We start from the raw sequence: 26,293 nt of genomic DNA on the forward strand, positions 1-26,293 counted from the left end.
ATGAAGGCGCTGTGGGACTCGATCGGCTCCGAATTCGGCGGCCGACACGAGCTCTACGAGCGCAACTACGCCGGCAACCACGAGAACGTCAAGGCCGAGCTGCTCTTCGCGGCGGAAGGCCGCGGGGACGTGTCCTCGATGAAGGGCCTGGCCGAGCAGTTCATGAGCGAGTACGACCTCGACGGCTGGACCGTGCCCGACCTCGTCGGCAACGACGACGTGTCCCACTTCCGCCGCGCCTGACCACTTCCCGGGAGACACCATGACCATCACCGAAAGCCCCACCGCCGTCGCCTCCGGCAACGCCGCCACCGACAAGTTCAAGGGCGAACGCTTCACCGCCGACACCTCACCGGAGCGGTTGTCCGCCATCGCGACCGAAGCCCTCGCGGGATTCAGCGCGCTGATCCAGAAGCATGCCGTCACCTACGACGAGTACCGCGTGCTCAAGCAGTGGCTCATCGACGTCGGCGAGGGCGGCGAGTGGCCCCTGCTGCTCGACGTGTTCGTCGAGCACGAGATCGAGGACGTCAACTCCCGGCGATTCCGCGGCACCAAGGGCAGCATCGAGGGGCCGTACTACGTTCCGGGCGCCCCCGAACTACCCGCACAGTGCACCCTCCCGATGCGCGACAAGGATCGCGTCCATGCCCCGCTGGTCCTGCGCGGGCAGGTCACCGACCTCGACGGTCGGGGCCTCGACGGCGCACGTATCGAGATCTGGCACGCCGACGACGAGGGCTACTACTCGCAGTTCGCCCCGCACCTGCCGCAGTGGAATCTACGTGGCACCGTCGTCGCCGACACCGAGGGCCGTTACGCGATCACCACCATCGAACCGGCCCCGTACCAGATCCCGACGGACGGGCCCACCGGCCGGTTCATCGAGGCGGCCGGCTGGCACCCGTGGCGCCCCGCCCACCTGCACCTGCGGGTGACCGCGCCCGGCCGGCACCCGATCGTCACCCAGCTGTACTTCGCCGGCGGTGAGTGGCTCGACGACGACGTCGCGACGGCGACGAAGCCGGAACTCGTCCTCGACCCCCAGGCCGACGACACCGGGCGCAGGGTCGCCACGTACGACTTCGCGCTCGACCCGCTCGCCGACTGACACCGCCCCGCCGCCGGTGTGTCTTTCGGGTTGCTCCCGCAGCCCAAAGGACGCACCGGCGGCGAGCGGCCTATCGTGTGAGCCATGAGCGCCGCCGCCGAGTCCGTGTCGAGCATCTACATCGCCGCCCCGGAGGGCGACACCGGCAAGTCCACCGTCGCGCTCGGCCTGCTCCAGGCGCTGTGCGCCTCCGCCGCGCGGGTCGGTGTCTTCCGCCCCATCGCCCGCTCCGACGGCGACCGCGACTACATCCTCGAACTGCTCCTCGAACGCATCACCGTCGACCTCGACTACGACGAGTGTGTCGGCGCCACCTACGACGACGTGCACGCCGACCCCGAGGCCGCCCTCAGCGAGATCGTCGTCAAGTACCACGCCGTCGCGGACCGCTGCGACGCCGTCGTCATCGTCGGCAGCGACTACACGGAGATCGCCAACCCCAGCGAACTCGGTTACAACGCCCGCATCGCCGCGAATCTCGACGCGCCCGTCCTGCTCGTCCTGCGTGGCTCGCGGCGCACCCCCGACGAGGTGGCGCAACTGACCGGCGTGTGCACCGCCGAACTCGCCGCCCAGCACGCCCACCTGACCGGCATCGTCGTCAACCGCTGTCCCGCCGACCGGCTCGACGAGATCGCTGCGGCCGTCGGCGACCGGGGGGTGCCGCTGTGGACGCTGCCGGAGGTGCCGATCCTCGTCGCGCCGACCATGGGGGAACTGCTCACCGCGGTCGACGGCGAACTCTACAGCGGTGACCCGGAACTGCTGCACCGCGAAGCGCTGCGCGTCATGGTCGGCGGCATGACCGCCGAGCACATCCTCGAACGCCTCACCGAGAGCGTCGTGGTCATCGCTCCCGCCGACCGCTCCGACGTGCTCCTCGCCCTCGTCAATGCCAATGCGGCCGAGGGGTTTCCGTCGCTGGCCGGGATCATCATGAACGGCGGGCTCCTGCCGCACCCGGCGGTGGCGCAGCTCGTCGCCGGGCTCAAGCCCAGCCTGCCGATCCTGACGACGAGCCTCGGAACCTTCGACACCGCGTCGGCGGCCGACCGGACGCGTGGCCGCATGGCTCTCGGCGCGCACCGCAAGATCGACACCGCCGTCGCGCTGATGGAACAGCACGTGGACACCGATCAGCTGTTGAGCCGCCTCGACGTGCCCCGTCCGTCCGTCACGACCCCGCAGATGTTCGAGTACCAGCTCATCGACTGGGCACGCCGCCGGCGCCGGCACATCGTGCTGCCCGAGGGCGACGACGATCGGATCCTGCGCGCGGCGGGCCGTGTCCTGCAACGCCGGATCGCCGACCTGACGATCCTCGGCGACGAGACCCAGGTGCGGCGCCGGGCCACCGAACTCGGCGTCGACCTGAGCGCCGCGGAAGTGCTCGATCCCAGATCGTCCGACCTCGCCGAGCAGTTCGCCGAGGAATACGCCCGGCTGCGTGCCCACAAGGGAATGACGATCGAACGCGCCCGCGAAATCATGAGCGACATCTCGTATTTCGGCACGATGATGGTCCATCTCGGCATTGCCGACGGCATGGTCTCCGGTGCCGCGCACACCACCGCCCACACCATCCGGCCGTCCTTCGAGATCGTCAAGACCGAACCCGGCGTGTCCACGGTGTCGAGCATCTTCCTCATGTGCCTGTCGGACCGGGTGCTCGCCTACGGCGACTGCGCGGTGGTCCCCGACCCCACCACCGAACAGCTCGCCGACATCGCGATCTCCTCCGCCGCCACCGCCGCCCGTTTCGGCATCGAACCGCGCATCGCGATGCTGTCCTACTCGACCGGCGAATCCGGGTCGGGCGCCGACGTCGACAAGGTCCGCGCCGCCACCGCCCTGGTGCGCGAACGCCGGCCGGATCTGCCGGTGGAAGGACCGATCCAGTACGACGCCGCGATCGAACCGTCCGTCGCCAGCGCCAAACTGCCCGGCTCGGAGGTCGCCGGCCGGGCGACCGTGTTCATCTTCCCGGACCTCAACACCGGCAACAACACCTACAAGGCCGTGCAGCGCAGCGCCGGAGCCGTCGCCGTCGGGCCGGTACTGCAGGGCCTGCGCAAGCCCGTCAACGACCTGTCGCGGGGGGCGCTGATCCAGGACATCGTGAACACGGTGGCGATCACCGCCATCCAGGCGCAGGAGGCCGACGAATGAGCGCCCGGACGGAAGGCACCGTGCTGGTGCTCAACTCGGGCTCGTCGTCGATCAAGTTCCAGCTCGTCCACCCCGGGACCGGGGAGTCGGTGGCGCACGGTCTCATCGAGCGGATCGGCGAGCCGGAGGGCCGGGTCGTGTTCCACCACACCACCGGAACCGAGGAACACGTCGGTCCGATCGAGGACCACCGGGCCGGACTGCGGATCGTCCTCGACTGGGTGGAGGGACTGGGCCGGCCCCTGCGCGAGGCCGGCATCATCGCCGTCGGCCACCGGCTCGTCCACGGCGGTGAGGTGTTCCACGAGCCCACCCTCGTCGACGACGACGTGGTGCGCACCGTCGAGGAACTGTCCGTTCTTGCGCCGCTGCACAATCCCGCGAACGTCATCGGCATGGAGGTCGCGCGCGAGGAACTGCCCGACATTCCGCACGTCGGGGTGTTCGACACGGCGTTCTTCCACGCCCTGCCCGCCGCAGCCGCGACCTACGCGATCGACCGGGACGTCGCCCGGGCACACGGAATCCGGCGGTACGGGTTCCACGGCACGTCGCACCAGTACGTGTCCGAACGTGCGGCGCGGTTCCTCGGACGCGAGCTGTCGGAGCTGAACCAGATCGTGCTGCATCTCGGCAACGGTGCGTCGGCCTCCGCGATCGCCGGCGGCCGGCCCGTCGACACGTCCATGGGACTGACCCCTCTCGAAGGTCTGGTGATGGGAACCCGGTGCGGTGACATCGATCCCGGCGTGCTGCTGCATCTGAATCGCAGCGCGGGGATGGACGTCGACACCATCGACGGCCTGCTCAACCGGCGCTCCGGGCTCAAGGGCCTGTCGGGTGTCAACGACTTCCGGGCGCTGCTGCGGCTCGTCGCCGAGGGTTCCGAGGACGCGAAGCTGGCCTACGACGTCTACGTGCACCGGCTGCGCAAGTACCTCGGCGCATATCTCGTCGAACTCGGCGGCGTCGACGTCGTCGTGTTCACCGGCGGGGTGGGCGAGAACAACGTCGACGTCCGCCGCGACGCCCTCGCCGGCCTCGAACGCCTCGGCATCGTCGTCGAAGACGCACGCAACGTCGCGCCGGAGCGCGGCGAGCGACGCATCTCGGCGGACACGTCGCAGGTGGAGGTCCTCGTGATCCCCACCGACGAGGAGCTCGCGATCGCGCGGGCGGCCGCGGCGCTGGTGTAGGCGAGAGGGACGTTTCCGCGCCGAGCGGGAGGTTGTCGTCGAGGCCACTCGGCCGATACCGCGAGATCCTCCCGCTCGCTTCCTCACCACCGGGCGCCGGCCGCCCGCAACGCCGCCCGTACTCGCTCGAGCACGACGTCCGGGCGCTCGGCGAGCAGTCGAGCGTCGACTCGGACGACCCGCCGTCCCGCGGACTCGAGCAGCGCGTACCGGTCGATGTCCCGGGTGCGCTGGGCGGGGTCCGTCCAGTGGTGTCCGCCGTCGTACTCGACGAGAACCCGCCAGGATCGCCACCCCAGGTCGGCGCGGGCGAGCAGTCGTCCGTCCGCGGCACGGACGTGGATCTGGGTCTCGGGAACAGGAAGCCCGCCGCGCACGAGCAGCAGGCGCGTCCGTGTCTCGGGCGGGGACTCGGCGCCGCCGTCGACGAACTCGAGCACCTGACGCAATGCGGACACCCCACGCGCTCCCGCGTGCCGGCAGGCGAGCTCGCGGATCTCCGCAGGCTTCACGCCGGTGGCGTGACACAAGGCGTCGAGGAGTTCGACAGCACGGTCCCCTTTCGCAGTGCGGCCGAGGTCGAACCCCGTCCGCGCCGGACTTGTCACCGTCATTCCGTCCACGCGGCACAATTCGTCGTCGTCCGGGATGCCTTGCCGGACGACGATGCCGGAGGGCGCACGCACGTGACCGGCCCGAAGCAGCTCCGCCGGGGCGGAGCCGTCGATCCACTTCGTCCCGTGCAGCGCCGCGGCCGACAGTCCGGCGAGCGTTCCCCTGCCCGCCGACCACAACCACGCCGCCCGGGCCCTGTTGCGTGCCGTAGGCGCGACACCTCGCCGCACGTAAACAGCGCGGTGCAGGCGGACGAATCCGTGCCGCAACTCGTAGGCGGTCAGCGCACCGGACGCGATAGCCTCGGTGCCCCGGAAGGGAGCGTCGAAGGAATGCACGGACGCACACGATGCAGGGCGTCCGGCCGTTGCGGAACCCACCTCGCCGGACTGTGGACAACTTCGGAGTTGTCCACAGGGACGGTGAGCGGGCGACCCCCGCGCCGAGCGGGAGGTTGTCGTCGAGGCCACTCGGTCGATGCCGCGCGATCCGCCCGCTCGCTCACAGCAGGCTGCGGGGGCGGATGGCGTTGGCAAGGTCGACGAGCGTGAAGCGGTGGGCGCGCGTCGGCGCGTTGCGGGCCAGGTCCCGCAGACCGGTCTCGGTACCGCTGCGAAGACCCCTCTCGTCGAACGGGACGTCGAGAATCGGGTCCGATTCGCGCCGTGCCGAGTGCCCGGCGCGGACCCAGTCGAGAGCGATCGAGAGCACCAGGGTGCGCATCTGCAGAAGCCGTCCCTCCTCGGGCGACAACGTCGCCACCCGCCGCGCGGCCTCGCGCAGGTCGGCCTCCTCGATCTCCTCGACCGGACGGTCGTGCAGCAGGATCAGCACGGTCGTCATCCGGGCGACGGCGTGGTGCCGGGAACTCGGCGGCACCTGGTCGAGAGCGGCGATCGCGGCTGCCCGCTCGCCGCGGAGGGTGAGTTGCCGCGCCAGACCGAACGCGGCACTCACCACGTTGTGGTCGGTGCGCCACACGGCGCGGTAGTAGTTCTCGCAGAACGCGCGCCAGGCACCGGGATCGTCGCTCTCCCAATGCTGCAGGATGAGTTCGGCCGTGGCCGCCAGGGCGAGCTTGGGTGCGGCCTCGCCGGGCGTCGCGGCGAGCACCTTCTCGAATCTGCCGAAGGCGGACTCGTATTCGCCGTTGATCAACTCGGCGAGACCGGCGTACCAGTCGATGCGCCAGTCCGCTCCCAGGTCACGTTCGAGCTTGCCCAGGATCTCGGTGGCGCGCACGCCGTGCCCGAGGTCGAGATGGGCGCGGACCTCGGCGAGGGTGATCTCCCGGGAGAACGAGACGTCGGCCGTGCCGACGACGCGCTCGATGCCGTTGTCGCGCGCGTGGCGCAGCGCGTCGAGGGTCTGCTGAGGTTCGCTGTGCACCGCCGCCGCCAACAGTGCCGCGCTCGGATCGAGCGGGTCGAGCAGCGGAACGGGCAACGCCGCCGCCACATCACGCGCCGCGAGGTTCTCGTCCCGTTCGACACCGTCGACGATCGAATCCGTGCGCCCGACGGCCTCGTCCGTGCCGAACGTCGTCCGCTGCCGGCTGAACACCGACGACAGCCCCGGATGCTCCTCGCCGGTCTGCTGCGACAGGATCTCGCGCAGGACACCGGTCAGCTGGCTCGCCATCTCGTCGGCCGACTCGAACCGCCGCTGCGGATCGGAATCGGTGGCCCGCAGCAGCAGCCGGTGGTAGGACTCGTACTCCGCCAGCAGCGGCGCCTCGGCCGGCGTGGGGAGGCCGTCGGCCGGACGCCCCTGCTTCCACGGCATGTCGAGGGTCAGCACGGCGAGGGTCCGGCCGACGGTGTAGATGTCGGACGCCACGGTCGGGCCGGTGCGCACGATCTCCGGGGCCTGGTAGCCCGGCGTGCCGTACAGGTAGCCGTAGTCCTCGATTCCGGTGACGGCACCGAGATCGATGAGCTTGAGTTGCTCCTCGGTGACCATGATGTTCTCGGGCTTGAGGTCGTTGTAGACGAGCCCGACCGAATGCAGATAGCTCAGCGCCGGCATGATCTCGAGGACGTACGCGACGGCCTGCTCGACGGGCATCCGCGCGGGCTTGGGGCAGGTGTCGAGCACCTCGCGCAGCGAGTGCCCGCCGACGTATTCCATGACGATGTAGCCCATCGGGCTGCCGTCGGGGCGAGGGTGTTCGACGAAGTTGAAGATCTTGACGATGCTCGGATGCGTCACCTCGGCGAGGAACTGCTTCTCGGCCAGCGCGACGGCCTGCGCCTCGGCGTCTCCCGAGTGCAGCAGACCCTTCAGGACCACCCAGCGATCGCTGACGTTCCGGTCGATCGCCAGGTAGATCCAGCCGAGACCACCATGGGCGAGACAGCCCTGCACGACGTACTGTCCGCCGACGACGTCGCCGACCGCGAGCATCGGAGTGAACTCGAACGGGGTTCCGCACGAAGGGCATCGGCCCGACGTCGCGCCCGGTCCGTTGGGGGTGCTGCGGCCGACCGGCTTGCCGCACTTCCAGCAGAACCGTTTGCCCTCGGCGACATGCGGGTCGCGCAGGACGACGGACTCGGGATCGACGGGGGTCGGGACGGGGATGTCGACCATACCTGCGAGACGTCGCCGCGACGGCAGCCGCGACCGGGAGCGGCGCGAGGACGACCGCTGCGACGGCACGCTCGCCTGGCGGCTGCGCTGTGTTTCCGGACCGATGCTCGGTGCTGTTTCCGGACCGATGCTCGGTGCTGTTTCCGGACCGGCGCTCGGTGCCGTTCCCGGACCGGCGCTCGGTGCTGTTCCCGGACCGGCGCTCGGTGCGGTCGCCGGACCGGACTCCGGGGGGGCCGCCGGTGCAGTGGCCGGACCGGAATCCGGGGGTGCCGCGGGCGCTGTCGCCGGTCCGGTGTCGTCGTCGGTGTCGGACATGCGTTCTCTCTAGTCCACGTACGTCGGGGGCGGCGGCGCCGGGGCGGGCCCCAGGACGGTGAGCCAGCGGTTGTAGATCTGCGTCCACGTGCCGTCCCGACGGATCCGCTCCAGGGTGCCGTTGACGAACCGCACCAGATCCTCACGGCCCTGCGCGATCCCGATGCCGTAGGGCTCGGTTCCGATCGGCGCCCCCACCAGTTCCAGGTACGGGTCCTGGGAGGCGAGCCCGGCGAGGATCGTGTCGTCGGTACTGACCGCGTCGACCTGGCGCTGCTGCAGCACGACGAGACAGTCCGCCCACGACGGGACCGTCAGGATCGCCGCGGACGGCTGCAGTTGCCGCAGACGCATCAGCGACGTCGTGCCGCGCACGACACACACCCGCCGGCCGGCGAGATCGGCGACGTCCCGGACGTCGGAGCCCTGGACCACCAGGACACGCTGCTGGGCGACGAAGTACACCGTGGAGAAGTCGACGCGTTCACGTCGGGCGCACGTGATCGTCATCGTCTTCGCGACGATGTCGACGGTGGAATCCTGCAGGGCCTGCTCCCGGTCCGCGGAGTTCAGGATCCGGAAGTCGAGCAGGTCCGGGCTGCCGAGCAGATCCCGGGCGATCTCGCGGGCGATGTCCACGTCGAACCCGGCGATCCGGCCGGTCGAGGGGTCGCGGAAACTCATCAGGTTGCTGCCGGTGTCGAGCCCGACGACGAGGCGCCCGCGCGCCCGGATCGCATCGAGGGCGGGCCCGGTCGTCGCCCCGTCGGGACGCAGCCCGGCGGTCGGGTCGCCGCAGTCCGGCTCCGGGGGGATCGGCACGTCGGTAGGCGCGAGTGCGGCGCGCTCCGGCAGCGGCGGCTCGGTGTAGGACACGTCGGGGCCGACGACGATCTCCGGCTGCGACGTCGCGCACCCACCGGTGAGGACGGCCGCGGCGACGACGGCGGCGAGGAGGGCGTTGCGGATGTTCACAGGTACTCCCGGATCCGTGGCGCCAGTCCTCCCACGACGCCGATCCCCGCGAGCACGGTCAGCACCCACGCGGCCGGTGCGAGCGCGGACAGCGTGTCCGCGGCGCGGACTTCGTTGCCGCGGAGTTCGGCGCGCGCGAGGTCGATGCCCCGTTCGAGGGCGCGGTCGACGGCGTGGAACTGGGCCGCCGCCTCGTCGGGCCCGGGGCCGGTGGCGAGGATCGCGGCAGCCGGGTAGTCGCCCCGGTCGAGCGCCGCCTGCACGCGGTCGTGCGATGCCAGCCAGGCCGTGCGCGCTTCGGCGGCGCGGCCGGCGGGTTCGGCCTGGGTCTCCACGTCGGCCGCCGCGGAGCCGGTGAGCAACTCGTCGAGACGGTCCATGCTGCCGTCGAACATCGCGTCGTATTCGCCGGTGACGTCCCGCCGGACCAGCTGCAGCGTCTCGGCGGTCCGGGCCTGCTGGGCGAGGATCCGGCTGTCGGTGAAGACCCCGAGCGGTTCGCCGCCGCGCTCGACGGCGTTCCGGGTGGCGCTCGACGAGATCAGTCCCGCAACGAGGAGCCAGCACAGCAGGATCCCCGTCGAGGCGATGGCCGCGAGCAGACCGAGGTTCAGGGTGCGGCGGCTGATCCGCGAGACGATCACGTGCACGCCGGTCAGCGCGACGACCGTCACCAGCAGCATCCCGATCGACGTCCACGGCGGCTGCACGGCCGCACGCTGGGTGGACGTGACGGCGGACGAGCTGCGTTCGTACAGTTCCTGCGCCATCGGCAGCAGTTCGGACTGCATCAGGTGCGAGGCCTCGCCCAGGTAGGCGGCGCCCACGGGGTTTCCGACGCGGTTGTTCGCACGAGCCGTCTCCACCAGGCCGGTGTAGACGGTGAGCCGACCGGCGATGTCCGCCACCAACCGGGCGCCCACCCTGTCGTCCGCGGCGATTCCGCCGGCCGCGGCGACGAGCTGGGTGGACGCCTCGCCGACGGCCTGGGTGTAGCGTTCCCGCACCTCCTCGGGTTCGATACCGCCCGCGATGAAGCCGGTGGCGGCGGCCGCGTCCGCGACGGACAGGGCACTGTAGAGACTCTGGGCGGCGTCGGCGAGGGGTTCGACGGAGGTGAGCAGCCGACTGTGCGTGGCCTGCCGGCTCGTCACGGTCTGACCTGCGACGATGCCGGAGACGATGAGGAGGATCAGCAGCAGGGCGCCGAGCGTGAAGAGTGCGACGGGGGTGGATCGGAGCAGGGCGCGCCAGTCGTCGGCGCGGCGGTCGTGGTCGACGACGGGACCGGACACGTCGCCGCGCTGGAGGCGACCCCCGACCGCGCCGAGCGTGGGGGTCACGCGCACGTCCACGAGAGCACCCCTTCCGATGTGGCACTGTGTGTGGCGAGCATATAAGCAGTACTGGGATGTTGTTGCCGTCCGAGGACGGTGGACGCCCGGCTCGCGGCCTGCGACCGGGCGGCAGGGAGGCGGACGCGATGCGAGGTGACGGGGACGGCTGGGCCGTCGGACCCGACGGTGGTCGCCGGTGGGGCAGATTCGGCGCGGCCGGGCTGCTGCTGCGTGCACCGCTGCCCGACGGCACCCCGGCCGTGTTGCTGCAGCACCGCGCGGCGTGGAGCCACCAGGGCGGCACGTGGGCGCTGCCCGGCGGCGCCCGCGACAGCGACGAGAGTCCCGTCGTCGCGGCTGTACGGGAAGCCGAGGAGGAGACCGGGATCGACCCGGCTGCCGTGAGCGTGCGCACCGAGCGGGTCACCTCCGGCGTCGACGGAGGATGGACGTACACCACGGTCGTCGCGGACACCCCGAGCCCGATGGAGACGACCCTCAACGGGGAGAGCACCGAACTGCGCTGGGTGCCGGAGGCGGACGTCGAGACCATGCCCCTGCACTCCGGGTTCGCGGCCGCCTGGCCGGACCTGCGGACCCGGGCGGTGCGGATGCTGCTCGACACGGCCAACGTCCTCGGCGCGCGGCCGAACGGCTGGTGGCGTGACCGGCCGGGCGCCACCGCGCGACTGCTCGCGGAGCTGGCGGAGTCGGTGCCCCGCACCGTCGAGCTGCCCGGCGGCTCGTTCGGCTGGGTGAGCCGCATCGAGGCGGTCCTCGAGGGGCAGGCCCGCGCGGCGGTGATCGACGACGACCGCACGCTGGTGCACACCGCCGCCGGCAGCGGAGACGACGAACTGGCCGTCCTGGCGAAGGGCACGTCGGCGGTCCTGGACCAGGTGCTCACCGTGGTGGTGACGGCCGACCGGGGACTGCGCGCCCGGCTGCCCGGGGATGTGCCGACCCTGGCGCCGTCGACGGTGCTCGACTGGCTGTGACGGACCGTCAGCGGGCGGCGCCGCCAGTGCGGCCGCCGCGGGTGCGCGGCCGGCTGTGACGGACCGTCAGCGGGGCAGCGCGGCCCTCAGCGCGGCCGCCGCGGTCCGCGGATTCGGTGCCGCGGTGATGGCGCGGACCACCGCGATGCGGGTGGCGCCGGCGTCGAGCACCTCGGGCAGCCGCTCGGCATCGATGCCGCCGATGGCGAACCACGGCCGCCGCGGCTGCGACCGGGCCACCTCCCGCAGCACTTCGAGGCCCGCTGCGGTGCGGCCCGGCTTGGTGGGGGTCTCCCACACCGGTCCGTTGGCGAAATAGTCGACGCCGTCCTCGATGTCGGCCAGGCTGGCCTGGGCCCGGCTGGCGGTGGAGCGGCCGATCACCACGTCGTCGCCGAGGACCTGCCGGGCGTACCGCACGGGCAGGTCGCCCTGCCCGAGGTGCAGGATGTCGGCGCCGGCGGCCAGGGCGATGTCGGCGCGGTCGTTGACGGCCAGCAGGGCCCCGTGCCGGTGGCAGGCGGCGGCGAGCACCTCGAGCGCCTCGAGCTCCTCGCGGGCCTCGAGCGGGCCGAACTTCTTCTCGCCTGCCGAGCCCTTGTCGCGGAGCTGGACGATGTCGACACCGCCCGCGAGTGCCTCCTCGACGAATCGGGCCAGGTCGCCGGTGTCGCGACGGGCGTCGGTGCACAGGTAGAGCCGGGCCTGCGCGAGGCGTTCCCGGGGGGCGGGACGGTTGCCGCGGTAGGTAGTCACGGCGGAGACGGTAGTCTCTGCTCTGAACGAATCGACACGGGAGTCCCGGGGATCGCGGGGCTGAGAGGGGGCCTGCCGGCCCCGACCGTCAGCACCTGAACCGGATCATGCCGGCGCAGGGAGTGAGGTGGACGAACTGTTGGGAACCGTATCCGTCGTCGGCGGAGGCGTGATCGGGCTGTCGATCGCCTGGCGCACGGCCCGGGCCGGCTGGACCGTGACCGTGCACGACCCGTCCCCGGGAGCGGGGGCGTCGTGGGTGGCCGGGGGGATGCTCGCACCGTTGTCGGAGGGCTGGCCGGGTGAGGAACACGTCCTCGAGCTGGGTGCCGCGTCGCTGGCCCGCTGGCCGGCGTTCGGTGCCGAACTGCTCCGGGAGACCGGCCTCGACCTGTTCACCTCCACCGCCTCGCTGACCGTCGCGCTGGACGCGGCCGACGCCGCCGACCTGCGCACGATCGCCGAGTGGGTGTCGGCGCAGGGGCACGAGATGCGCGTGCTCGGCCGCGCCGAGGTGCGCGAACTCGAGCCGTCGCTGGGGCCGCGCATCCGTCTGGGTCTGCTGGCCCCGGACGAGCTGGCCGTGGACAACCGGGTCCTCGTCGACGCGCTGCGACGGGCTGCCGCCGGGGCCGGGGTCAGCTTCGTCGACGAGCCGGTGCGTGACGTCACCGAACTGGACGCCGACCGGGTCGTGCTCGCGGCCGGTGCCGCCTCGGCGCGGTTGTGGCCGGGCCTGCCGGTGCGGCCGGTCAAGGGGGAGATCCTGCGGCTGCGGACCCGGCCGGGCGCGGCTCCCGCCCCGCACCGGACGGTCCGCGGCAGCGTGCACGGCCGGCCCGCGTACCTGGTGCCGCGCGCGGACGGACTCGTCGTCGGCGCAACCCAGTACGAGGCCGACGACACGCAGGTCACCGTCGCGGGGGTGCGGGATCTCATCGCCGACGCCGAGGCGCTGTTCCCGGCGATCGGCGAGTACGAGCTGTACGAGGCGAGTGCGGGGCTGCGACCCGTGAGCCCGGACAACCTGCCGCTGATCGGCCGGCTGTCCGAGCGGGTGATCGCCGCGACCGGGCACGGCCGCAACGGCGTGCTGCTGACCCCGGTCACGGCGGACGCGGTGGTCGCGGAGCTCGCGGACGAACCACTTGCTGTGGCGAAATATGCTGATCCGCAACGATTTACCGAGGAGTGAGTGTGATGAACGGTGCGCCGACGGTGGGAGTCACGGTCAATGGGGAGGAGCGCTGGTTCGCCCAGGCGCCGACGATGGCCGAGCTGCTGAGCGGACTCGGCCTCCCCGACCGGGGGGTCGCCGTCGCCGTGGACGGTGCCCTCTTCCCCCGGGGACGGTGGTCCGAGCGCGTCGAGAAGGGCTGGCAGATCGAGGTGCTGACGGCGGTGCAGGGTGGCTGAGCGCAACCCCGGCCACGACCCCGGCCACGACCTGCCGCCCCTGACGATCGCCGGACGCAGCTTCGCCTCGCGGCTGATCACCGGCACCGGTGGGGCCGCGAATCTCGCCGTGCTCGAGGAGGCCCTCGTCGCCTCCGGCACCGAACTGACCACCGTGGCGATGCGCCGGGTGGACGCGGCGTCCGGGACCGGCGTGCTCGATCTGCTGCGCCGCCTCGACATCGCGCCGCTGCCCAACACCGCCGGCTGCCGCGGCGCCGCCGAGGCGGTGCTCACCGCGCAACTCGGTCGCGAGGCGCTCGGGACGGACTGGGTCAAGCTCGAGGTCGTCGCCGACGAACGCACGCTGCTGCCCGACGCGATCGAACTCGTCTCGGCCGCCGAACAACTCGTCGACGACGGGTTCGTCGTGCTGCCCTACACCAACGACGATCCGGTGCTGGCGCGACGGCTCGAGGACGTCGGCTGTGCCGCCGTGATGCCGCTCGGCTCGCCCATCGGCACGGGGCTGGGCATCTCCAACCCGCACCACATCGAGATGATCGTCGAGGCCGCCGGGGTGCCGGTGATCCTCGACGCGGGCATCGGTACCGCGTCCGACGCCGCGCTCGCGATGGAACTCGGGTGCGACGCGGTGCTGCTGGCGACCGCGGTGACCCGGGCGAAGGACCCGGCGCTCATGGCGTCCGCGATGCGCCACGCCGTCGAGGCGGGCTTCCGGGCCCGGCACGCGGGCCGCATCCCGAAGCGGTTCTGGGCGCAGGCCTCGTCGCCGCTCGAACCCTGAGGCGACCGGATGTGAGGCGGTGACGGTCGGTTTCTCGACGGACCCGGGGGTGCCGCACGCGTCGCGGCACCCCCGGCCTCGTCGAGGGCGGAGAACGGTCGTGCACGGGGGGCACTGCCCGCGCTCGCAGGGCGGCAGCGGCGGCGGACGAAGGTCGTGCGAAACCGGTCGCCGCGCAATGCCGGCGCCCGCCGCCCGCCTATTGCCTCCAGCGGATCGGGGGAGCAAGGTGAAACCCGGGGGGACGACAACGACCGGCGGCGCCGCGTCGGCACCGCCCTGAGGAGAAGGGTGCCGATCGTGTTCGCACGCTCGACCACAATTCACGCGCATCCGTCGTACATCGACGCCGGGATCCGGCACGTACGCGACACCGTGATGCCCACGCTGGCAGACATCGAGGGCTGCCTCGGCATGTCCCTGCTCATCGATCGCGGCACGGGCCGGTGCATCGCGACCAGTTCGTGGCGGGACGAGGACTCGATGCGCGCCAGCGAGGACCCGGTGCGCATGCTCCGTGACGACGCGGCCAGGATCTTCCACGGCACCACGGAGGTGTCGCGGTGGGAGATCGCCGTCGTGCATCGCGACCACCGTTCGGATCGCGGGGCCTGGTGCCGGGTCACGTGGGTCGAGACCGATCCGGCGCACATGGACCGCGGCGTCGACCTGTGGAAGATGGGCGCACTGCCCGAGCTGGAGGAACTCGACGGGTTCTGCAGCGCCAGCCTGATGATCGACCGCGCATCCGGCCGCGGGGTGTCGTCGGTGACGTTCGACAGCGCCGAGGCGATCGAACCCCACAGGGAACGCCTCGACGGTATCCGGGCCGCAGTGACTCGCGAGGCGGGCGCGGAGATACTCGACACCTGCGAATTCGAGCTCGCCATCGCGCACCTGCACGTCCCCGAGACGGTGTGAACCGCAGGCTCGGGACCGGTCGTCCTCGATCCGGCGAAGTCTCGTCGCCGGCCGAAATGTCGCCCTGGCCGGAGTGAGCGCGGTGCGGGGTCTTCGGTCCGGACGGACCTGCGCGGTCGCGGGTGGGACTCGCGCCTGCTGAACCGTGGCGGTGGGTGAGTGTCGGGGCGGAGGACGACCCCGCGCGGCGCGATCCGGCCGAATCGGGCAGGCTGTGGGTCATGATCGAAGTGACCGGACTGACGAAGACCTTCGGTTCCACCGTCGCCGTCGACGACGTGACGTTCACCGTCCGGCCGGGGATCGTCACCGGATTCCTCGGCCCCAACGGTGCCGGGAAATCCACGACGATGCGGATGATCCTCGGCCTCGACCGGCCCACCGCCGGGACCGCGCTGATCGGCGGCGTCCCCTACCGCCAGCTGAAGCGGCCGCTGCGGACCGTCGGTGCCTTGCTGGATGCGCGCTGGGTGCACCCGAACCGGTCGGCGCGGGCCCACCTGCGCTGGCTCGCCGCATCCAACGGGCTGCCGAACTCGCGGGTCGAGGAGGTGCTCGCGCTCGTCGGCCTGACCGAGGTGGCCGACAAGCGCGCGGGCGGCTTCTCGCTCGGCATGTCGCAGCGGCTGGGACTGGCCGGCGCGCTGCTCGGGGATCCGAAGGTGCTGTTGTTCGACGAGCCCGTCAACGGCCTCGACCCCGAGGGCATCGTGTGGATCCGCCGATTCATGCAGGCCCTCGCGGCGGAGGGGCGCACCGTGCTCGTGTCGAGCCACCTGCTGTCGGAGATGGCGCAGACCGCGGATCATCTGCTGGTGATCGGCCGGGGCCGGCTCATCGCGGACACGTCCGTCGCGGAGTTCGTCGAGCGGGCGTCGGAGGCGACGGTGCGGGTGCGCAGCCCGCAGCTCGACACCCTCCGCACGGCACTGGCCGGGCAGGGCCACGCCGTCCGGGACGACGACGGCGCGCTGATCGTCAGCGGCGTCACCACCGCGCAGGTCGGGGAGCTCGCCGCCACGCACTCGGTCGTGCTGCACGAGCTGGCGAGCCGGAACGCATCGCTCGAGGAGGCGTTCATGAAACTGACCGGAGACGACGTGGAGTACCAGGGAGCCGTGGCCGGAGACCCGGCCGTGCAGCCGATGAAGGGGGAGCTGCGATGAGCGTGGCCGTCGACAACACCGGGGCGGCGAGCGTGGCCGTGGACACCGTCAAGGCGGAACGGATCAAACTCACCTCCACCCAGTCGCCGTGGTGGTGCACCGTCGTGATCGTCGCGCTCGGCCTGGGCCTCGCCGCGATCCTCGGCGCCGCCTCCAAGGCGAGCATGTCCGTCGACGACGAGATGGGCCGGTTCTACCCGACCGTGGACGTCGCGGTCAGCGGCGTCGCCGGCTTCGGCGTGCTCGTGCTGATGATCCTCGCGGCGCTGTCGGTGACGAGCGAGTACCGGTTCGGGGTCATCCGCACCACGTTCCAGGCGATGCCGAACCGCAGCGTCGTGCTCGTCGTCAAGGCGCTGCTGATCGGGCTGTTCGGCGCGGTGCTCACCGGCGTGCTGGCGCTCGCGTCGTTCGCCCTCGCCAAGGCCCTCGCGGGCCCGGAGGCCGGGCGGGAACTCGTCCTCGAGGGCGACCAGGCCTGGCGGTCGATCTACGGCGTCTCGATCTACGCGCTGCTGTGCGCAGTGCTCGCCGTCGCCGTCGGGGCGCTGCTGCGCCAGTCCGCCGGCACCATCGCGCTGCTGTTGCTGTGGCCGCTGCTGATCGAGTCGCTGTTCGCCTTGTTCGGTTCGTTCGGCCGGCAGGTGCAGCCCTTCCTGCCGTTCGCCAATGCCAACCACTTCCTCGGCAGCGATCAGGGCATCGACTTCCACTGGGGACCGTGGGGTTCGCTGGTGTACTTCGCGGTGTTCGTCGCCGTGGTGTTCGCGGCCGCGCTGCTCGTGGTGAACCGGCGCGACGCGTGAGTATCCTCGGCGGATGAACCGGGGAGCGCGGGTACGGGCCGGGGGCGTCGCCGCAGCGATCGTGCTGCTGGCGGCGGCATGTTCGGAGGAGCCACCGCCACCACCACCGGTGGATCCGGCCGCGCTGGCGCAGGCCGTGGGAATCGATGCGGTGGTCGGGCATCTCACCGAACTCGACCGCATCGCCACCGAGCACGACGGCAACCGCGCCGTGGGCACCGCCGGCTACGACGCGAGCGTGGACTACGTCGCCGGCCGGCTGCGCGAGGCCGGATTCGACGTGCAGACCCCGGAGTTCGACGTCCGCAGTTTCGACGTCGAGGTCGAGACCCTGACCGTCGCCGGCGCGCCGGTGCCGGTCCGGGCCCTCGAGTTCTCGCCGTCGACCGGTCCGGACGGGCTCACCGCCCGCCTCGTGCCGGTGCCCGCCGACGACACGCCCGGGTGCGAGGCCTCCGACTACGAGGGGCTCGACGTCTCCGGTGCCGTCGTGCTCGTCACCCGCGGGGTGTGCCCGTTCTCCGTCAAGCAGCAGGTCGCTGCGGAACGGGGGGCGGCGGCGCTCCTCGTCGCCAACAACGAGGACGGTGCGCTCACCGGCGCGACGCTCGGCGAGGAGGGCGACGACCGCGTGCCCGCCGCGGGGATCAGCGGCGCCGACGGCCGCGCGCTCGCCGCTGCCCCCGCCACCGTGACCCTCCTCCTCGACACCCGCATCGAGAGCGTGCGCTCGCGCAACGTGCTCGCGCAGACCGCCACGGGCTCGACCGACGACGTGGTCGTCGTCGGCGCCCACCTCGACAGCGTCCCGGAGGGCCCGGGCGTCAACGACAACGGCACCGGCGTCGCTGCGGTGCTCGAGACGGCGCTGCAACTCGGCAGCGAACCGGGCGTCACCAACGCGGTGCGGTTCGCGTTCTGGGGCGCCGAGGAGGTCGGGCTGGTCGGCTCCACCGACTACGTGGCCTCCCTGGACGACGCCGGCCGCGAGGACATCGCCCTGTACCTGAACTTCGACATGCTCGGCTCGCCCAATCCGGGATACCTCGTCTACGACGGCGACGACTCCGACGCGGTGGGCACCGGTCCGGGACCGGAGGGCTCGGCGGGCATCGAGCGCACGTTCCTGGCCTACCTGACCTCGCGCGGCATCGCCGCCGACGGCACCGATTTCGACGGGCGCTCCGACTACGGGCCGTTCGTGGACGCGGGCATCCCCGCGGGCGGTGTGTTCTCCGGTGCCGACGACCGCAAGACCCCGGAGCAGGCGCAGAAGTGGGGCGGCACGGGCGAGGAACCGTTCGACCCGAACTACCACAGCCCGCAGGACACGCTCGCGAACATCGACCGGGCGGCACTCGCCGTCGCCGCCTCGGCCGTCGGATACGGGGTCGGCACGTATGCGCGGGCCGTCACGGGACCGGACGGGGTTCCGGTCGGACCGCAACGCACCGAGGTCCGATCCGATGGATGAGACACCGGGGTTCGGTCGTCGCCTCGTGGACCGATTCGCGGCCGTCGACCGGCGGCCCGAACTGGTCCGGCTGGCCCGGCGGCTGCGACGCACCCTGCCCGGCGACCCCGGCTTCGGCGATCCGTTGTCCACGGCGGGGACCAGCGGGCCGCAGGCGGTCGCGCGGCTGGCCGGGAGGTGGCGAGACGTCGACGAGCCGAGCGCGGTGCACGAACTCGGCTTCGGCGTGCTGCAGGCGTGGCAGGCGCTGCTCGAACGCACCGGCGCCGGGCGCGGCGACCGGGAGGTCACCGTGGTCTTCACCGACCTCGTGGGATTCTCGACGTGGTCCCTCGCCGCGGGCGACGTCGCCACCCTCGACCTGCTGCGGCGCGTCGCCTGGGCACTGGAGCCGGCGTTCACCGACCGTGGCGGCACCATCGTCAAACGGCTCGGCGACGGTCTGATGGTGGTGTTCGACCGGCCGGAACGGGCGCTGGAAGCGATCTTCGCGGCCCGCGCCGCCCTGACCGAGGTGACCGGGGGCGGCTACCGGCCGCGGATCCGGGTGGGCGCGCACACCGGCCTGCCCCGGCGGATCGGCAGCGACTGGCTGGGCGTCGACGTCACCGTCGCGGCCCGCATGATGGAGCTCGCCGGGAACGGGCACGTGGTGGTGTCGTCCGCGACGCTCGACGCCTTGCCGCCCGGCGCGGTCGACGCGCTCGGTCTCGAGGTGCGCCCGCATCGGCGTGGGCTGTTCACCTCGGCCCCCAAGGGTGTGCCGCCCGAACTCGGGATCTGGCGGGTCAGGACTGCAGTCGCCACAGGGGGTTGACCGGGCCGTGCCCGGCGCCGAGGTCGTACGACCACTCGAGGCACCGGGTGACCCACTCCTTGCCGAACGCGACGGCGTCGGGCACCGACCACCCGTGGGCCAGGGCCGACGCGATCGCCGCGGCGAGCGTGTCGCCGCCGCCGTGGTCGTTGCCGGTGTCGATGCGGGGACTGGTGAACTCGAGAAAACGATCCCCGTCGAACAGCAGGTCGGTGCTGACCTCGGAGGTGCGCAGGTGCCCGCCCTTGACGACGGCCCACTGGGCGCCGAGGTCGTGCAGCGCCTCGGCGGCGCGCCGCGCGGAAGCGTCGTCGACGACCTCGATACCGGTGATCAGCCGCACCTCGTCGAGGTTCGGCGTGACCACGGTGGCCTGCGGGATCAGGGTGTGCCGCACCGCGTCGAGGGCCTCCGCGTGCAGCAGGGGATCGCCGTGCATCGACGCGCACACCGGGTCGACCACGAGCGGTACCGGCCGGTCCCGGCCGATGCCGACCTCGGTGCACACCGCGGCGACCGCCTCGATGATCCCGGTGGAGGCGAGCATGCCGGTCTTGGCGCCCGAGACCCCGATGTCCTCCACCACGCAGCGCACCTGCGCGGCCACCGTCTCGGGCGGGATCTCGTGAAAGCCGCTGACGCCCACGGAGTTCTGCACGGTCACGGCCGCGACGGCGACGCAGGCGTGCACGCCGCACATCGCCATGGTGCGCGAGTCGGCCTGGATCCCGGCCCCACCCCCCGAATCGGTGCCGGCGATGGTGAGGGCACGGACCGGGGTTCGGCCCTTCGGGGGCAGGGGCAGCAGCTTCACGGCTGCGACCCTACCGATCCGGTCCGATTGCCGGCCCGGCCCCCCGGCTCGGATCCCGGCCGCGCGTGCGGCCGCCGATGTGCGCTGCCACACCGGCGCGGCACCGTCCCGGGGCAACGTCCAGTTTTGTCTCACACGTCTCGGCAGATGCACCCTGCATGCTCTATAGTGGCGTAGGTCACAGTTCGGTTACGGCACCACGGAGGGGATCATGCTCGTCAACTCGCCGCGCACCGAGGTGACCGACAACAAGGATCAGAACCGCTTCGAGCTACGCCTGAACGGGGATCTTGTCGGGATCCTCGGGTATTTCGACACGGATCGTCCCTCCGGCGTGCCCGGACGCAACCATCCCGTCGTCGATTTCCTGCACACCGTCATCGTCGAGGACTTCGGGCACCGTGGGCTCGCGGGCGTTCTCGTGGGCCGCTCCCTGGATCTCGCGCGCGAGCGGGGCTGGCGGGTCCGTCCCGTGTGCACCTATGTGCAGCGCTTCCTCACCGCCCACCCCGAGTATCGGGACGTCGTGCTGCCCCTCGAGCCGGCCGCCGGTCGTCGCTGACGCGCCGGGCCGGGGACCGGACGTCTCAGTCCGCGAGGTCGACGACGACCGGCGCGTGGTCGCTCGCCCCCTTGCCCTTGCGCTCGTTGCGGTCGATCTCCGCGCCGGCCACACGCGCCGCGAGCGCCGGGGAACCGAGGACGAAGTCGATCCGCATGCCCTGACGCTTCGGGAATCGGAGCTGGGTGTAGTCCCAGTAGGTGTACACCCCCGGGCCCGGGGCGTGCGGGCGCACCACATCGGTGAAGCCGCTGTCGAGGAACGCGCGGAACGCCTCCCGTTCCGGCTCCGACGTGTGGGTCTTCCCCTCGAAGAACGCCGGATCCCACACATCCTCGTCGGTGGGCGCGATGTTCCAGTCGCCGACGAGCGCGATCTGCGTCTGCGGGTCGGCGGCGAGCCAGGCCTGGGCGTCGGCGCGCAGCTTCGCGAGCCACTCGAGCTTGTAGACGTAGTGGGGATCGGCCAGTTCGCGGCCGTTGGGCACGTACAGGCTCCACACCCGCACCCCGCCGCACGTCGCGCCGATCGCCCGGGCCTCCTGCGCCGGGTCGGCGTCCGGGTCCTTGGTGAATCCGGGCTGGTCCTCGAACCCGATCTGCACGTCGTCGAGACCGATGCGGGAGGCGATGGCCACGCCGTTCCACTGGGAGAGCCCGACGTGTGCGACCCGGTAGCCGAGCTCTTCGAACCGCTCGTACGGAAACTGCTCGTCCTTGCACTTGGTCTCCTGCATGGCGAGCACATCGGTGCCCGACCGCTGCAACCAGTCGAGGATCCGGTCGGCACGGGCACGGACGGAGTTCACGTTCCAGGTAGCAAGACGCACGGTCCCACTCTAGGCGAGCGGGCGGACAGGTTCCGTCGCGTACCGGTAGCGATGGTGCTCGACGAATCCGAGCGCCCGGTACAGGCCCCGGGCGGCGTCGTTGTCCGCTGCGACCTGCAGGTATGCGTGGGTGGCGCCGTGGTCGCGTCCCCACTGCAGCAGGGCGCCGCACACGAGCGTGCCGAGGCCGCGCCGGCGGTGTGCGGCGGCCACCTCCACGGCGGTCAGCCCCACCCAGCGCCGCCCGTCGGGGGCATCGGTGACCGCGGCACGGGCGATCGCCAGGGTCGCGGTGTCGCTGCCGATACGGCCGAACCCCAGCGCGCCGCCCAGGACGGACTCGACGACCGCCCGGCCCTCGGCGGGCACCGGAGCACCGCGATACCGGTACAGCGACAGCCAGCCGGCGTCCGGGCGGGGGCTCACGGCCACGGGAGTGGTGACACCGGGCAGTGGCACGTTGTCGAGGTCGGCGGCCAGCACCTGCACCTCGTCGCTCGGGGTCCATCCGTGCGGGATGCGCGCGAGCCGGTCCGGCAGCAGGAGCCGCAGCGGCAGGCCCCGTTCCGCGAACCACCCGCGCATCCGGGCGTGCACGTCCGGGTCGAGGGGGTCCGCGACCGTGCCCGGGTCGCCCAGCGGCGTGGCGGAGTTCGCACGACCGGTGAAGCCGGCGCCGGCCCGCAGGAGCCAACCGTCGATCCACCCCTGCTCGAGCCCGGGCCAGGCGGCGGCTGCGGCGTTCTCGAGGGCGCGGATCTCGCCGGTGCGGATCGGGCGGGCGCCGAGTGCCTTGAGCGCCACCACGGCGTCGGGCGCGACCTGCACGAGACGGCTGTCGGCGGTGCGGACCACCACCGCCGGGTCGAGGGCGACCAGTTCCCCGATCACGTCGGTCATCGGGTGGCTGTACCCGGCGGGCAGCCGGTAGCGCAGCACCACCCGGGTGCCGACGGGCACGGGCTGCTCGGTCGTCACCGGGGCGTCAGTCCTCGTCGTCGTGGCCGAACGGGTCCTCGACCGTTCCCGGCACCCAGCTCAGGCCGGGCACGCCCCATCCGGCCCGCTTGATGGTCTTCTTCGCGGCCCGGGCGTTGCGACCGATGAGCTTGTCGACGTACAGGTAGCCGTCGAGGTGGCCGACCTCGTGCTGCAGCATCCGGGCGAAGAAGCCGTGGCCCTCGATCTCGACCGGGTCGCCCTGGGCGTCGGTGCCGGTGACCTTCGCCCACTCGGCGCGCCCGGTGGGGAACTGCTCGCCGGGGACCGACAGGCATCCCTCGACGTCGTCGTCGGGGTCGGGCATGGTCTCGGGGATCTCCGACGTCTCGAGCACCGGGTTGATCACCTCGCCGCGGCGGCGGACCACGGTGCCGGACTCGTCCAGGTCGGGGCAGTCGTAGACGAACAGCCGCAGGTCGACTCCGACCTGGTTGGCGGCAAGGCCGACGCCGTTCGCCGCGTCCATCGTCTCGTACATGTCGGCGATCAGCTGGGCCAGTTCGGCCGGCGACTGGGTGACCGGTTTCGTCGGGTGATGCAGGACGGGGTCACCGACGATCCGGATCGGAAGTATTGCCATGGTGCAAGAGGATAGTGGGCGGGACTCGCCCGTCCGTTGAGCCGGTACCTGTCGTACCACCGTGGTTGAATTGCCCTCGGAAACACCCGGGTCCGATCGGATGCCGGTGTGATTCGAGGCAGTCGAGGAGTGAGATGGACGGCGCAGCAGCGCATATCGGTAACGAATCCGAGCAGGTTTCCGACCGGAGCAACCACGCCGAGAACAACCCCGCCGTCGTGGATCCGGCGGGCACGGACGGTCTGTCTCGCCGCGAACGCGACATCCTCGCTTTCGAACGGCAATGGTGGAAGTACGCGGGTGCCAAGGAAGAGGCGATCAAGGAGCTCTTCGGTCTGTCCGCGACCCGTTACTACCAGGTCCTCAACGCCCTGGTGGACCGACCGGAGGCCCTGGCGGCGGACCCCATGCTCGTCAAGCGGTTGCGGCGCCTGCGCGCGAGCCGGCAGAAGGCCCGGGCCGCCCGCCGGCTCGGGTTCGAGATCACCACGTAGTGCGAGTACGACGGTGCTCCGGCGGACGCGGCAACTAAGGTCGACAGCGTGAGCACAACCTCGGAATCGTCGGGTCCGCCGCTGCGAGCGCTCGCGATGGTGCTGATCTCTCTCGCCATCCTCTTCGCGGGCCTCGGCCTGGCCTCGCTCGGAAGCTCCGATTCCGAGGGCTCTGCTCCCGAGCCTGCGACCGAACCGGCCGCCGCGCCGGCGACCACCTCCGTGACGTCGGCGCCGTTCGCCGCGACCTCGGCGCGGACGACGACCGCCGGCGCGACGACGACGGTCTCCGCCACCACCTCCCCCGGGACTGCCGCCGCACCGGTACGGGTGTTCAACAACAGCAACGTCTCCGGGCTCGCCGCCCAGACGGCCGGCCTGCTCGAGGACGAGGGATTCACCGTCTCGGAGACGGGCAACTACAGCGACGGCGTGATCGAATCCACGTCCGTGTACTACGGCACGGGTCCGGGGGAGCGGCAGACCGCCGAGGCGGTGGCCGAGGCGCTGGGGGTGACGGCGCAGCCGCGCTTCGCCGGGATCGAGGACTCCGCGCCCGGGGTCATCGTCATCGTCACCTCGCCGTGAGGGCGTCCGCCGCCCGGTTATGATCGGGTGACTTTTCGCCACTTCGAAGGAGCGGTTTGATGGCCTCGAGTTCCACCCGTCGCATGTCCTGGCGTGCCCTGGCCCCGATCGTCGCGATCGCTGCGGTGGGCCTGAGCGCGTGCTCGAACAGCGAGGAGCCGAGCGACACCCCCGGCACCACCCCGCCGGTGTGGACGGGTTCCCCCGCCCCGGAGGGTGCCGACGAGGCCCACGGCGGCGGCGCCGTCCCGGGCGAGGCCACGGCGGGCGCATCGGGTAGCCACGGCGGCGGCGCGGACAACTCCGCCGAACTGCGGACCCCGGCCGGCGAGGCCGCCGGCACGGTCACCTTCACCGAGGTCGACGGGGGTATCGAGGTCACGGTCGACCTCGAGGGCATGCCGGCCGGCTACCGCGGCGTCCACGTCCACGAGGTCGGCAAGTGCGAGACCAACTCCACCGCACCGACCGGAGGCGAGCCCGGCAACTACCTGTCCGCGGGCGGGCATCTGCAGGCCGGCGGCAACACCAGCGTCCCCGAGAGCGGGGACCTCGGCGCGGTCGTGGTGCGCGAGGACGGCACCGGGTCGCTGACCGTCACCACCGAGGAGTTCACCCTCGACGACCTGCAGGGCGGGGACGGCACCGCCGTCGTCGTCCACCAGGAAACCGCCGCGGGCGAGCGTCTCGCCTGCGGCGTCGTCTCCTGACGGCGACCTCCCGACACTGCTATCCACAGGGCCCCGGCGACCGGCGACGGTCACCGGGGCCCTGTGGTTGGATCGACTCGTGCCCGTACCGTTTCCCGGTTCGCCCCGCCCGACCCTCGGCGTCGAGTGGGAGATCGCGCTGGTGGACAAGAAGACCCGCGACCTGTCCAACACCGCCGCCGTCGTCTTCGACGCGGTCGAGCGGCGTGCCGGTCAGACCCCGCGGCTCACCAAGGAGTTCCTCCGCAACACCGTCGAGCTCGTCACCGATGTGCACGGCACCGTCGCCGAGGCCGTCGACGACCTCGCCGAGTCCCTCGACCTGTTGCGCACGGCTGCCGATCCTGCGGGTGTGGATCTGATCTGCGCCGGCACCCACCCGTTCGGGCAGTGGACCGACCAGGTCGTCACCCGGTCCCCGGACTACGACGAGATGATCGAGCGCACCCGCTGGTGGGGCCGGCAGATGCTCATCTGGGGGGTGCACGTCCACGTCGGTGTCTCCTCCGCCGAGAAGGTCATCCCGATCCTCAACGCGCTGCTGGTGAAGTACCCGCACATGCTGGCGCTGTCGGCGTCCTCGCCGATCTGGGCGGGCGTGGACACCGGTTACGCGAGCAACCGTGCCCTGATGTTCCAGCAGCTGCCGACGGCCGGGCTGCCCTACCACTTCGAGAGCTGGGCACAGTACGAGAGCTTCATCGAGGATCAGCTCAAGTCCGGTGTCATCACGAAACCGGGCGGCATGCACTGGGACATCCGTCCGTCGCCGAGGTGGGGCACCATCGAGATCCGGGTGTTCGACGGCATCACCAACAAGGCCGAGCTGGCCGCCCTCGTCGCGCTCGTGCACTCGCTCGTCGTGTACTACGACGAACGGCTCGAGCAGGGCGAGCAGCTGCCCACCCTGCAGCCGTGGCACGTCAAGGAGAACAAGTGGCGTGCCGCCCGCTACGGCCTCGAGGCCGAGGTGATCCTCGACCCGGTGTGCCACGAACGGCTCGTCACCGACGACCTGAACGATCTGCTCGAACAGCTCACCCCCACGGCTGCGCGGCTCGGCTGCGCGGACGAACTCGCCCAGGTGGCGCAGATCCCCGTGCGGGGGGCCTCCTACCAGCGGCAACGCCGGATCGCGGAGCAGACCGGCGGCGACCTCGTCGCCGTGGTGGATTCACTGGTGGAGGAACTGCGGGCCTGACCCGGCGGCCGCGTTCCCGCGCAGTTCACGCGCTGTTTACCATGTGTCGGTGTCGATCC

The 26,293-nt window shown here is 71.7% G+C and carries 27 protein-coding genes and 1 riboswitch; of the genes, 18 read left to right on the plus strand and 9 right to left on the minus strand.

What is annotated here, in order from left to right; genetic code table 11:
• The 4 genes from RR3_RS11310 to RR3_RS11325 form a co-directional block, all read left to right on the plus strand.
• Positions 1 to 243 (plus strand): 4-hydroxyphenylacetate 3-hydroxylase C-terminal domain-containing protein (locus RR3_RS11310; protein WP_304363083.1); only part of this gene is annotated, 243 nt, incomplete at its 5' end.
• Between the two features lie 19 nt (positions 244 to 262).
• The gene (gene catA, locus RR3_RS11315; RefSeq protein ID WP_064066341.1) at positions 263 to 1,111 is read left to right on the plus strand and encodes a catechol 1,2-dioxygenase; all 849 of its coding nucleotides are present in this window, start codon (positions 263 to 265) and stop codon (positions 1,109 to 1,111) included.
• 84 nt (positions 1,112 to 1,195) lie between these two features.
• Entirely contained in the window at positions 1,196 to 3,280 is a 2,085-nt protein-coding gene (gene pta / locus RR3_RS11320; RefSeq protein ID WP_017681275.1) for a phosphate acetyltransferase, read from the plus strand.
• Entirely contained in the window at positions 3,277 to 4,476 is a 1,200-nt protein-coding gene (locus tag RR3_RS11325; RefSeq protein WP_017681276.1) for an acetate kinase, read from the plus strand. Before pta ends, RR3_RS11325 begins: the two co-directional genes overlap by 4 nt.
• Positions 4,477 to 4,559: 83 nt before the next feature.
• On the opposite strand, the gene RR3_RS11330 is transcribed toward RR3_RS11325, so the two are convergent.
• The 4 genes from RR3_RS11330 to RR3_RS11345 all read right to left on the minus strand — a co-directional run bounded on the left by RR3_RS11330 (position 4,560) and on the right by RR3_RS11345 (position 10,331).
• The gene (locus tag RR3_RS11330) at positions 4,560 to 5,429 is read right to left on the minus strand and encodes an endonuclease domain-containing protein (RefSeq protein WP_017681277.1); all 870 of its coding nucleotides are present in this window, start codon (positions 5,427 to 5,429) and stop codon (positions 4,560 to 4,562) included.
• Positions 5,430 to 5,592: 163 nt separating this feature from the next.
• Positions 5,593 to 8,001: a serine/threonine-protein kinase gene (locus RR3_RS11335; protein WP_072786421.1), complete on the minus strand. Its 2,409-nt coding sequence runs from the start codon at positions 7,999 to 8,001 to the stop codon at positions 5,593 to 5,595.
• Between the two features lie 9 nt (positions 8,002 to 8,010).
• Positions 8,011 to 8,976 (minus strand): glutamate ABC transporter substrate-binding protein, encoded by a 966-nt coding sequence (locus tag RR3_RS11340; RefSeq protein WP_010592245.1) that lies wholly within the window; start codon positions 8,974 to 8,976, stop codon positions 8,011 to 8,013.
• Positions 8,973 to 10,331 (minus strand): GlnX family signal transduction membrane protein, encoded by a 1,359-nt coding sequence (locus tag RR3_RS11345; RefSeq protein WP_010592244.1) that lies wholly within the window; start codon positions 10,329 to 10,331, stop codon positions 8,973 to 8,975. The genes RR3_RS11340 and RR3_RS11345 overlap by 4 nt, the downstream gene beginning before the upstream one ends.
• A 128-nt stretch (positions 10,332 to 10,459) precedes the next feature.
• On the opposite strand from RR3_RS11345, the gene RR3_RS11350 reads away from it, so the two are divergent.
• Positions 10,460 to 11,311: an NUDIX hydrolase gene (locus RR3_RS11350; RefSeq protein WP_010592243.1), complete on the plus strand. Its 852-nt coding sequence runs from the start codon at positions 10,460 to 10,462 to the stop codon at positions 11,309 to 11,311.
• Positions 11,312 to 11,377: 66 nt separating this feature from the next.
• Here RR3_RS11350 and thiE read toward each other — a convergent pair whose 3' ends face one another.
• On the minus strand, positions 11,378 to 12,067 hold the full coding sequence (thiE, locus tag RR3_RS11355; protein ID WP_010592242.1) for a thiamine phosphate synthase: 690 nt from the start codon (positions 12,065 to 12,067) through the stop codon (positions 11,378 to 11,380).
• A 26-nt stretch (positions 12,068 to 12,093) separates the two neighbouring features.
• Positions 12,094 to 12,206, plus strand: a riboswitch (TPP riboswitch).
• Here thiE and thiO point away from each other — a divergent pair.
• From thiO to RR3_RS11395, 8 genes are all read left to right on the plus strand, one after another.
• Positions 12,204 to 13,262 (plus strand): glycine oxidase ThiO, encoded by a 1,059-nt coding sequence (gene thiO / locus RR3_RS11360; RefSeq protein ID WP_225222524.1) that lies wholly within the window; start codon positions 12,204 to 12,206, stop codon positions 13,260 to 13,262. Its footprint overlaps the riboswitch before it by 3 nt.
• A gap of 5 nt (positions 13,263 to 13,267) precedes the next feature.
• On the plus strand, positions 13,268 to 13,483 hold the full coding sequence (thiS, locus tag RR3_RS11365; RefSeq protein WP_010592240.1) for a sulfur carrier protein ThiS: 216 nt from the start codon (positions 13,268 to 13,270) through the stop codon (positions 13,481 to 13,483).
• Positions 13,476 to 14,270, plus strand: a complete 795-nt coding sequence (locus RR3_RS11370) for a thiazole synthase (RefSeq protein ID WP_010592239.1) — start codon at positions 13,476 to 13,478, stop codon at positions 14,268 to 14,270. The genes thiS and RR3_RS11370 overlap by 8 nt, the downstream gene beginning before the upstream one ends.
• Before the next feature lie 291 nt (positions 14,271 to 14,561).
• Positions 14,562 to 15,191, plus strand: a complete 630-nt coding sequence (locus RR3_RS11375; RefSeq protein ID WP_017681282.1) for an antibiotic biosynthesis monooxygenase — start codon at positions 14,562 to 14,564, stop codon at positions 15,189 to 15,191.
• A gap of 221 nt (positions 15,192 to 15,412) precedes the next feature.
• Positions 15,413 to 16,357 carry an ABC transporter ATP-binding protein gene (locus RR3_RS11380; protein ID WP_026137892.1) on the plus strand — a complete coding sequence of 315 codons (945 nt, stop codon included), beginning with the start codon at positions 15,413 to 15,415 and terminating at the stop codon, positions 16,355 to 16,357.
• Complete coding sequence (locus RR3_RS11385) at positions 16,354 to 17,163, plus strand: ABC transporter permease (protein WP_064066344.1); 810 nt, start codon at positions 16,354 to 16,356, stop codon at positions 17,161 to 17,163. Before RR3_RS11380 ends, RR3_RS11385 begins: the two co-directional genes overlap by 4 nt.
• Positions 17,164 to 17,176: 13 nt before the next feature.
• On the plus strand, positions 17,177 to 18,637 hold the full coding sequence (locus RR3_RS11390) for a M20/M25/M40 family metallo-hydrolase (RefSeq protein ID WP_199915380.1): 1,461 nt from the start codon (positions 17,177 to 17,179) through the stop codon (positions 18,635 to 18,637).
• Positions 18,630 to 19,454: an adenylate/guanylate cyclase domain-containing protein gene (locus RR3_RS11395; protein ID WP_064066346.1), complete on the plus strand. Its 825-nt coding sequence runs from the start codon at positions 18,630 to 18,632 to the stop codon at positions 19,452 to 19,454. The genes RR3_RS11390 and RR3_RS11395 overlap by 8 nt, the downstream gene beginning before the upstream one ends.
• Here RR3_RS11395 and thiD read toward each other — a convergent pair.
• Positions 19,426 to 20,268, minus strand: a complete 843-nt coding sequence (thiD, locus tag RR3_RS11400; protein WP_010592233.1) for a bifunctional hydroxymethylpyrimidine kinase/phosphomethylpyrimidine kinase — start codon at positions 20,266 to 20,268, stop codon at positions 19,426 to 19,428. The genes RR3_RS11395 and thiD overlap by 29 nt on opposite strands.
• Positions 20,269 to 20,479: 211 nt before the next feature.
• Between thiD and RR3_RS11405 the strand changes: the two genes are divergently transcribed.
• Entirely contained in the window at positions 20,480 to 20,830 is a 351-nt protein-coding gene (locus RR3_RS11405; protein WP_010592232.1) for a GNAT family N-acetyltransferase, read from the plus strand.
• Positions 20,831 to 20,855: 25 nt separating this feature from the next.
• Here RR3_RS11405 and RR3_RS11410 read toward each other — a convergent pair whose 3' ends face one another.
• From RR3_RS11410 to RR3_RS11420, 3 genes are read right to left on the minus strand one after another with little or no spacing between them, the layout of a single operon-like run.
• Positions 20,856 to 21,659 carry an exodeoxyribonuclease III gene (locus RR3_RS11410; RefSeq protein ID WP_010592231.1) on the minus strand — a complete coding sequence of 268 codons (804 nt, stop codon included), beginning with the start codon at positions 21,657 to 21,659 and terminating at the stop codon, positions 20,856 to 20,858.
• Between the two features lie 9 nt (positions 21,660 to 21,668).
• Complete coding sequence (locus tag RR3_RS11415) at positions 21,669 to 22,637, minus strand: N-acetylglutamate synthase, CG3035 family (protein ID WP_017681287.1); 969 nt, start codon at positions 22,635 to 22,637, stop codon at positions 21,669 to 21,671.
• 7 nt (positions 22,638 to 22,644) lie between these two features.
• The gene (locus tag RR3_RS11420) at positions 22,645 to 23,241 is read right to left on the minus strand and encodes a peptide deformylase (protein WP_010592228.1); all 597 of its coding nucleotides are present in this window, start codon (positions 23,239 to 23,241) and stop codon (positions 22,645 to 22,647) included.
• 134 nt (positions 23,242 to 23,375) lie between these two features.
• Here RR3_RS11420 and napA point away from each other — a divergent pair, with 134 nt between their 5' ends.
• From napA to RR3_RS11440, 4 genes are all read left to right on the plus strand, one after another.
• Positions 23,376 to 23,735: a nucleoid-associated protein NapA gene (gene napA / locus RR3_RS11425; RefSeq protein ID WP_017681288.1), complete on the plus strand. Its 360-nt coding sequence runs from the start codon at positions 23,376 to 23,378 to the stop codon at positions 23,733 to 23,735.
• A 48-nt stretch (positions 23,736 to 23,783) separates the two neighbouring features.
• Positions 23,784 to 24,323, plus strand: coding sequence for a LytR C-terminal domain-containing protein (locus tag RR3_RS11430; protein ID WP_010592226.1), 540 nt, complete (start codon positions 23,784 to 23,786; stop codon positions 24,321 to 24,323).
• Positions 24,324 to 24,382: 59 nt separating this feature from the next.
• Positions 24,383 to 25,033 carry a superoxide dismutase family protein gene (locus RR3_RS11435; protein ID WP_010592225.1) on the plus strand — a complete coding sequence of 217 codons (651 nt, stop codon included), beginning with the start codon at positions 24,383 to 24,385 and terminating at the stop codon, positions 25,031 to 25,033.
• Between the two features lie 79 nt (positions 25,034 to 25,112).
• Positions 25,113 to 26,234, plus strand: a complete 1,122-nt coding sequence (locus RR3_RS11440; RefSeq protein ID WP_064066347.1) for a glutamate--cysteine ligase — start codon at positions 25,113 to 25,115, stop codon at positions 26,232 to 26,234.
• Positions 26,235 to 26,293 lie beyond the last annotated feature (59 nt).

This window comes from Rhodococcus ruber NBRC 15591 (assembly GCF_001894945.1).
Classification (GTDB): Bacteria; Actinomycetota; Actinomycetes; order Mycobacteriales; family Mycobacteriaceae; genus Rhodococcus; species Rhodococcus ruber.

Coding starts and splice junctions, on each gene's coding strand:
- napA (WP_017681288.1), top strand. CDS start 23,376: ATGGACGGCGCAGCAGCGCATATCGGTAACGAATCCGAGCAGGTTTCC.
- RR3_RS11380 (WP_026137892.1), top strand. CDS start 15,413: ATGATCGAAGTGACCGGACTGACGAAGACCTTCGGTTCCACCGTCGCC.
- RR3_RS11395 (WP_064066346.1), top strand. CDS start 18,630: ATGGATGAGACACCGGGGTTCGGTCGTCGCCTCGTGGACCGATTCGCG.
- thiS (WP_010592240.1), top strand. CDS start 13,268: ATGAACGGTGCGCCGACGGTGGGAGTCACGGTCAATGGGGAGGAGCGC.
- RR3_RS11335 (WP_072786421.1), bottom strand. CDS start 8,001: ATGTCCGACACCGACGACGACACCGGACCGGCGACAGCGCCCGCGGCA.
- RR3_RS11350 (WP_010592243.1), top strand. CDS start 10,460: ATGCGAGGTGACGGGGACGGCTGGGCCGTCGGACCCGACGGTGGTCGC.
- pta (WP_017681275.1), top strand. CDS start 1,196: ATGAGCGCCGCCGCCGAGTCCGTGTCGAGCATCTACATCGCCGCCCCG.
- catA (WP_064066341.1), top strand. CDS start 263: ATGACCATCACCGAAAGCCCCACCGCCGTCGCCTCCGGCAACGCCGCC.
- RR3_RS11325 (WP_017681276.1), top strand. CDS start 3,277: ATGAGCGCCCGGACGGAAGGCACCGTGCTGGTGCTCAACTCGGGCTCG.
- RR3_RS11385 (WP_064066344.1), top strand. CDS start 16,354: ATGAGCGTGGCCGTCGACAACACCGGGGCGGCGAGCGTGGCCGTGGAC.
- RR3_RS11435 (WP_010592225.1), top strand. CDS start 24,383: ATGGCCTCGAGTTCCACCCGTCGCATGTCCTGGCGTGCCCTGGCCCCG.
- RR3_RS11405 (WP_010592232.1), top strand. CDS start 20,480: ATGCTCGTCAACTCGCCGCGCACCGAGGTGACCGACAACAAGGATCAG.
- RR3_RS11420 (WP_010592228.1), bottom strand. CDS start 23,241: ATGGCAATACTTCCGATCCGGATCGTCGGTGACCCCGTCCTGCATCAC.
- RR3_RS11390 (WP_199915380.1), top strand. CDS start 17,177: ATGAACCGGGGAGCGCGGGTACGGGCCGGGGGCGTCGCCGCAGCGATC.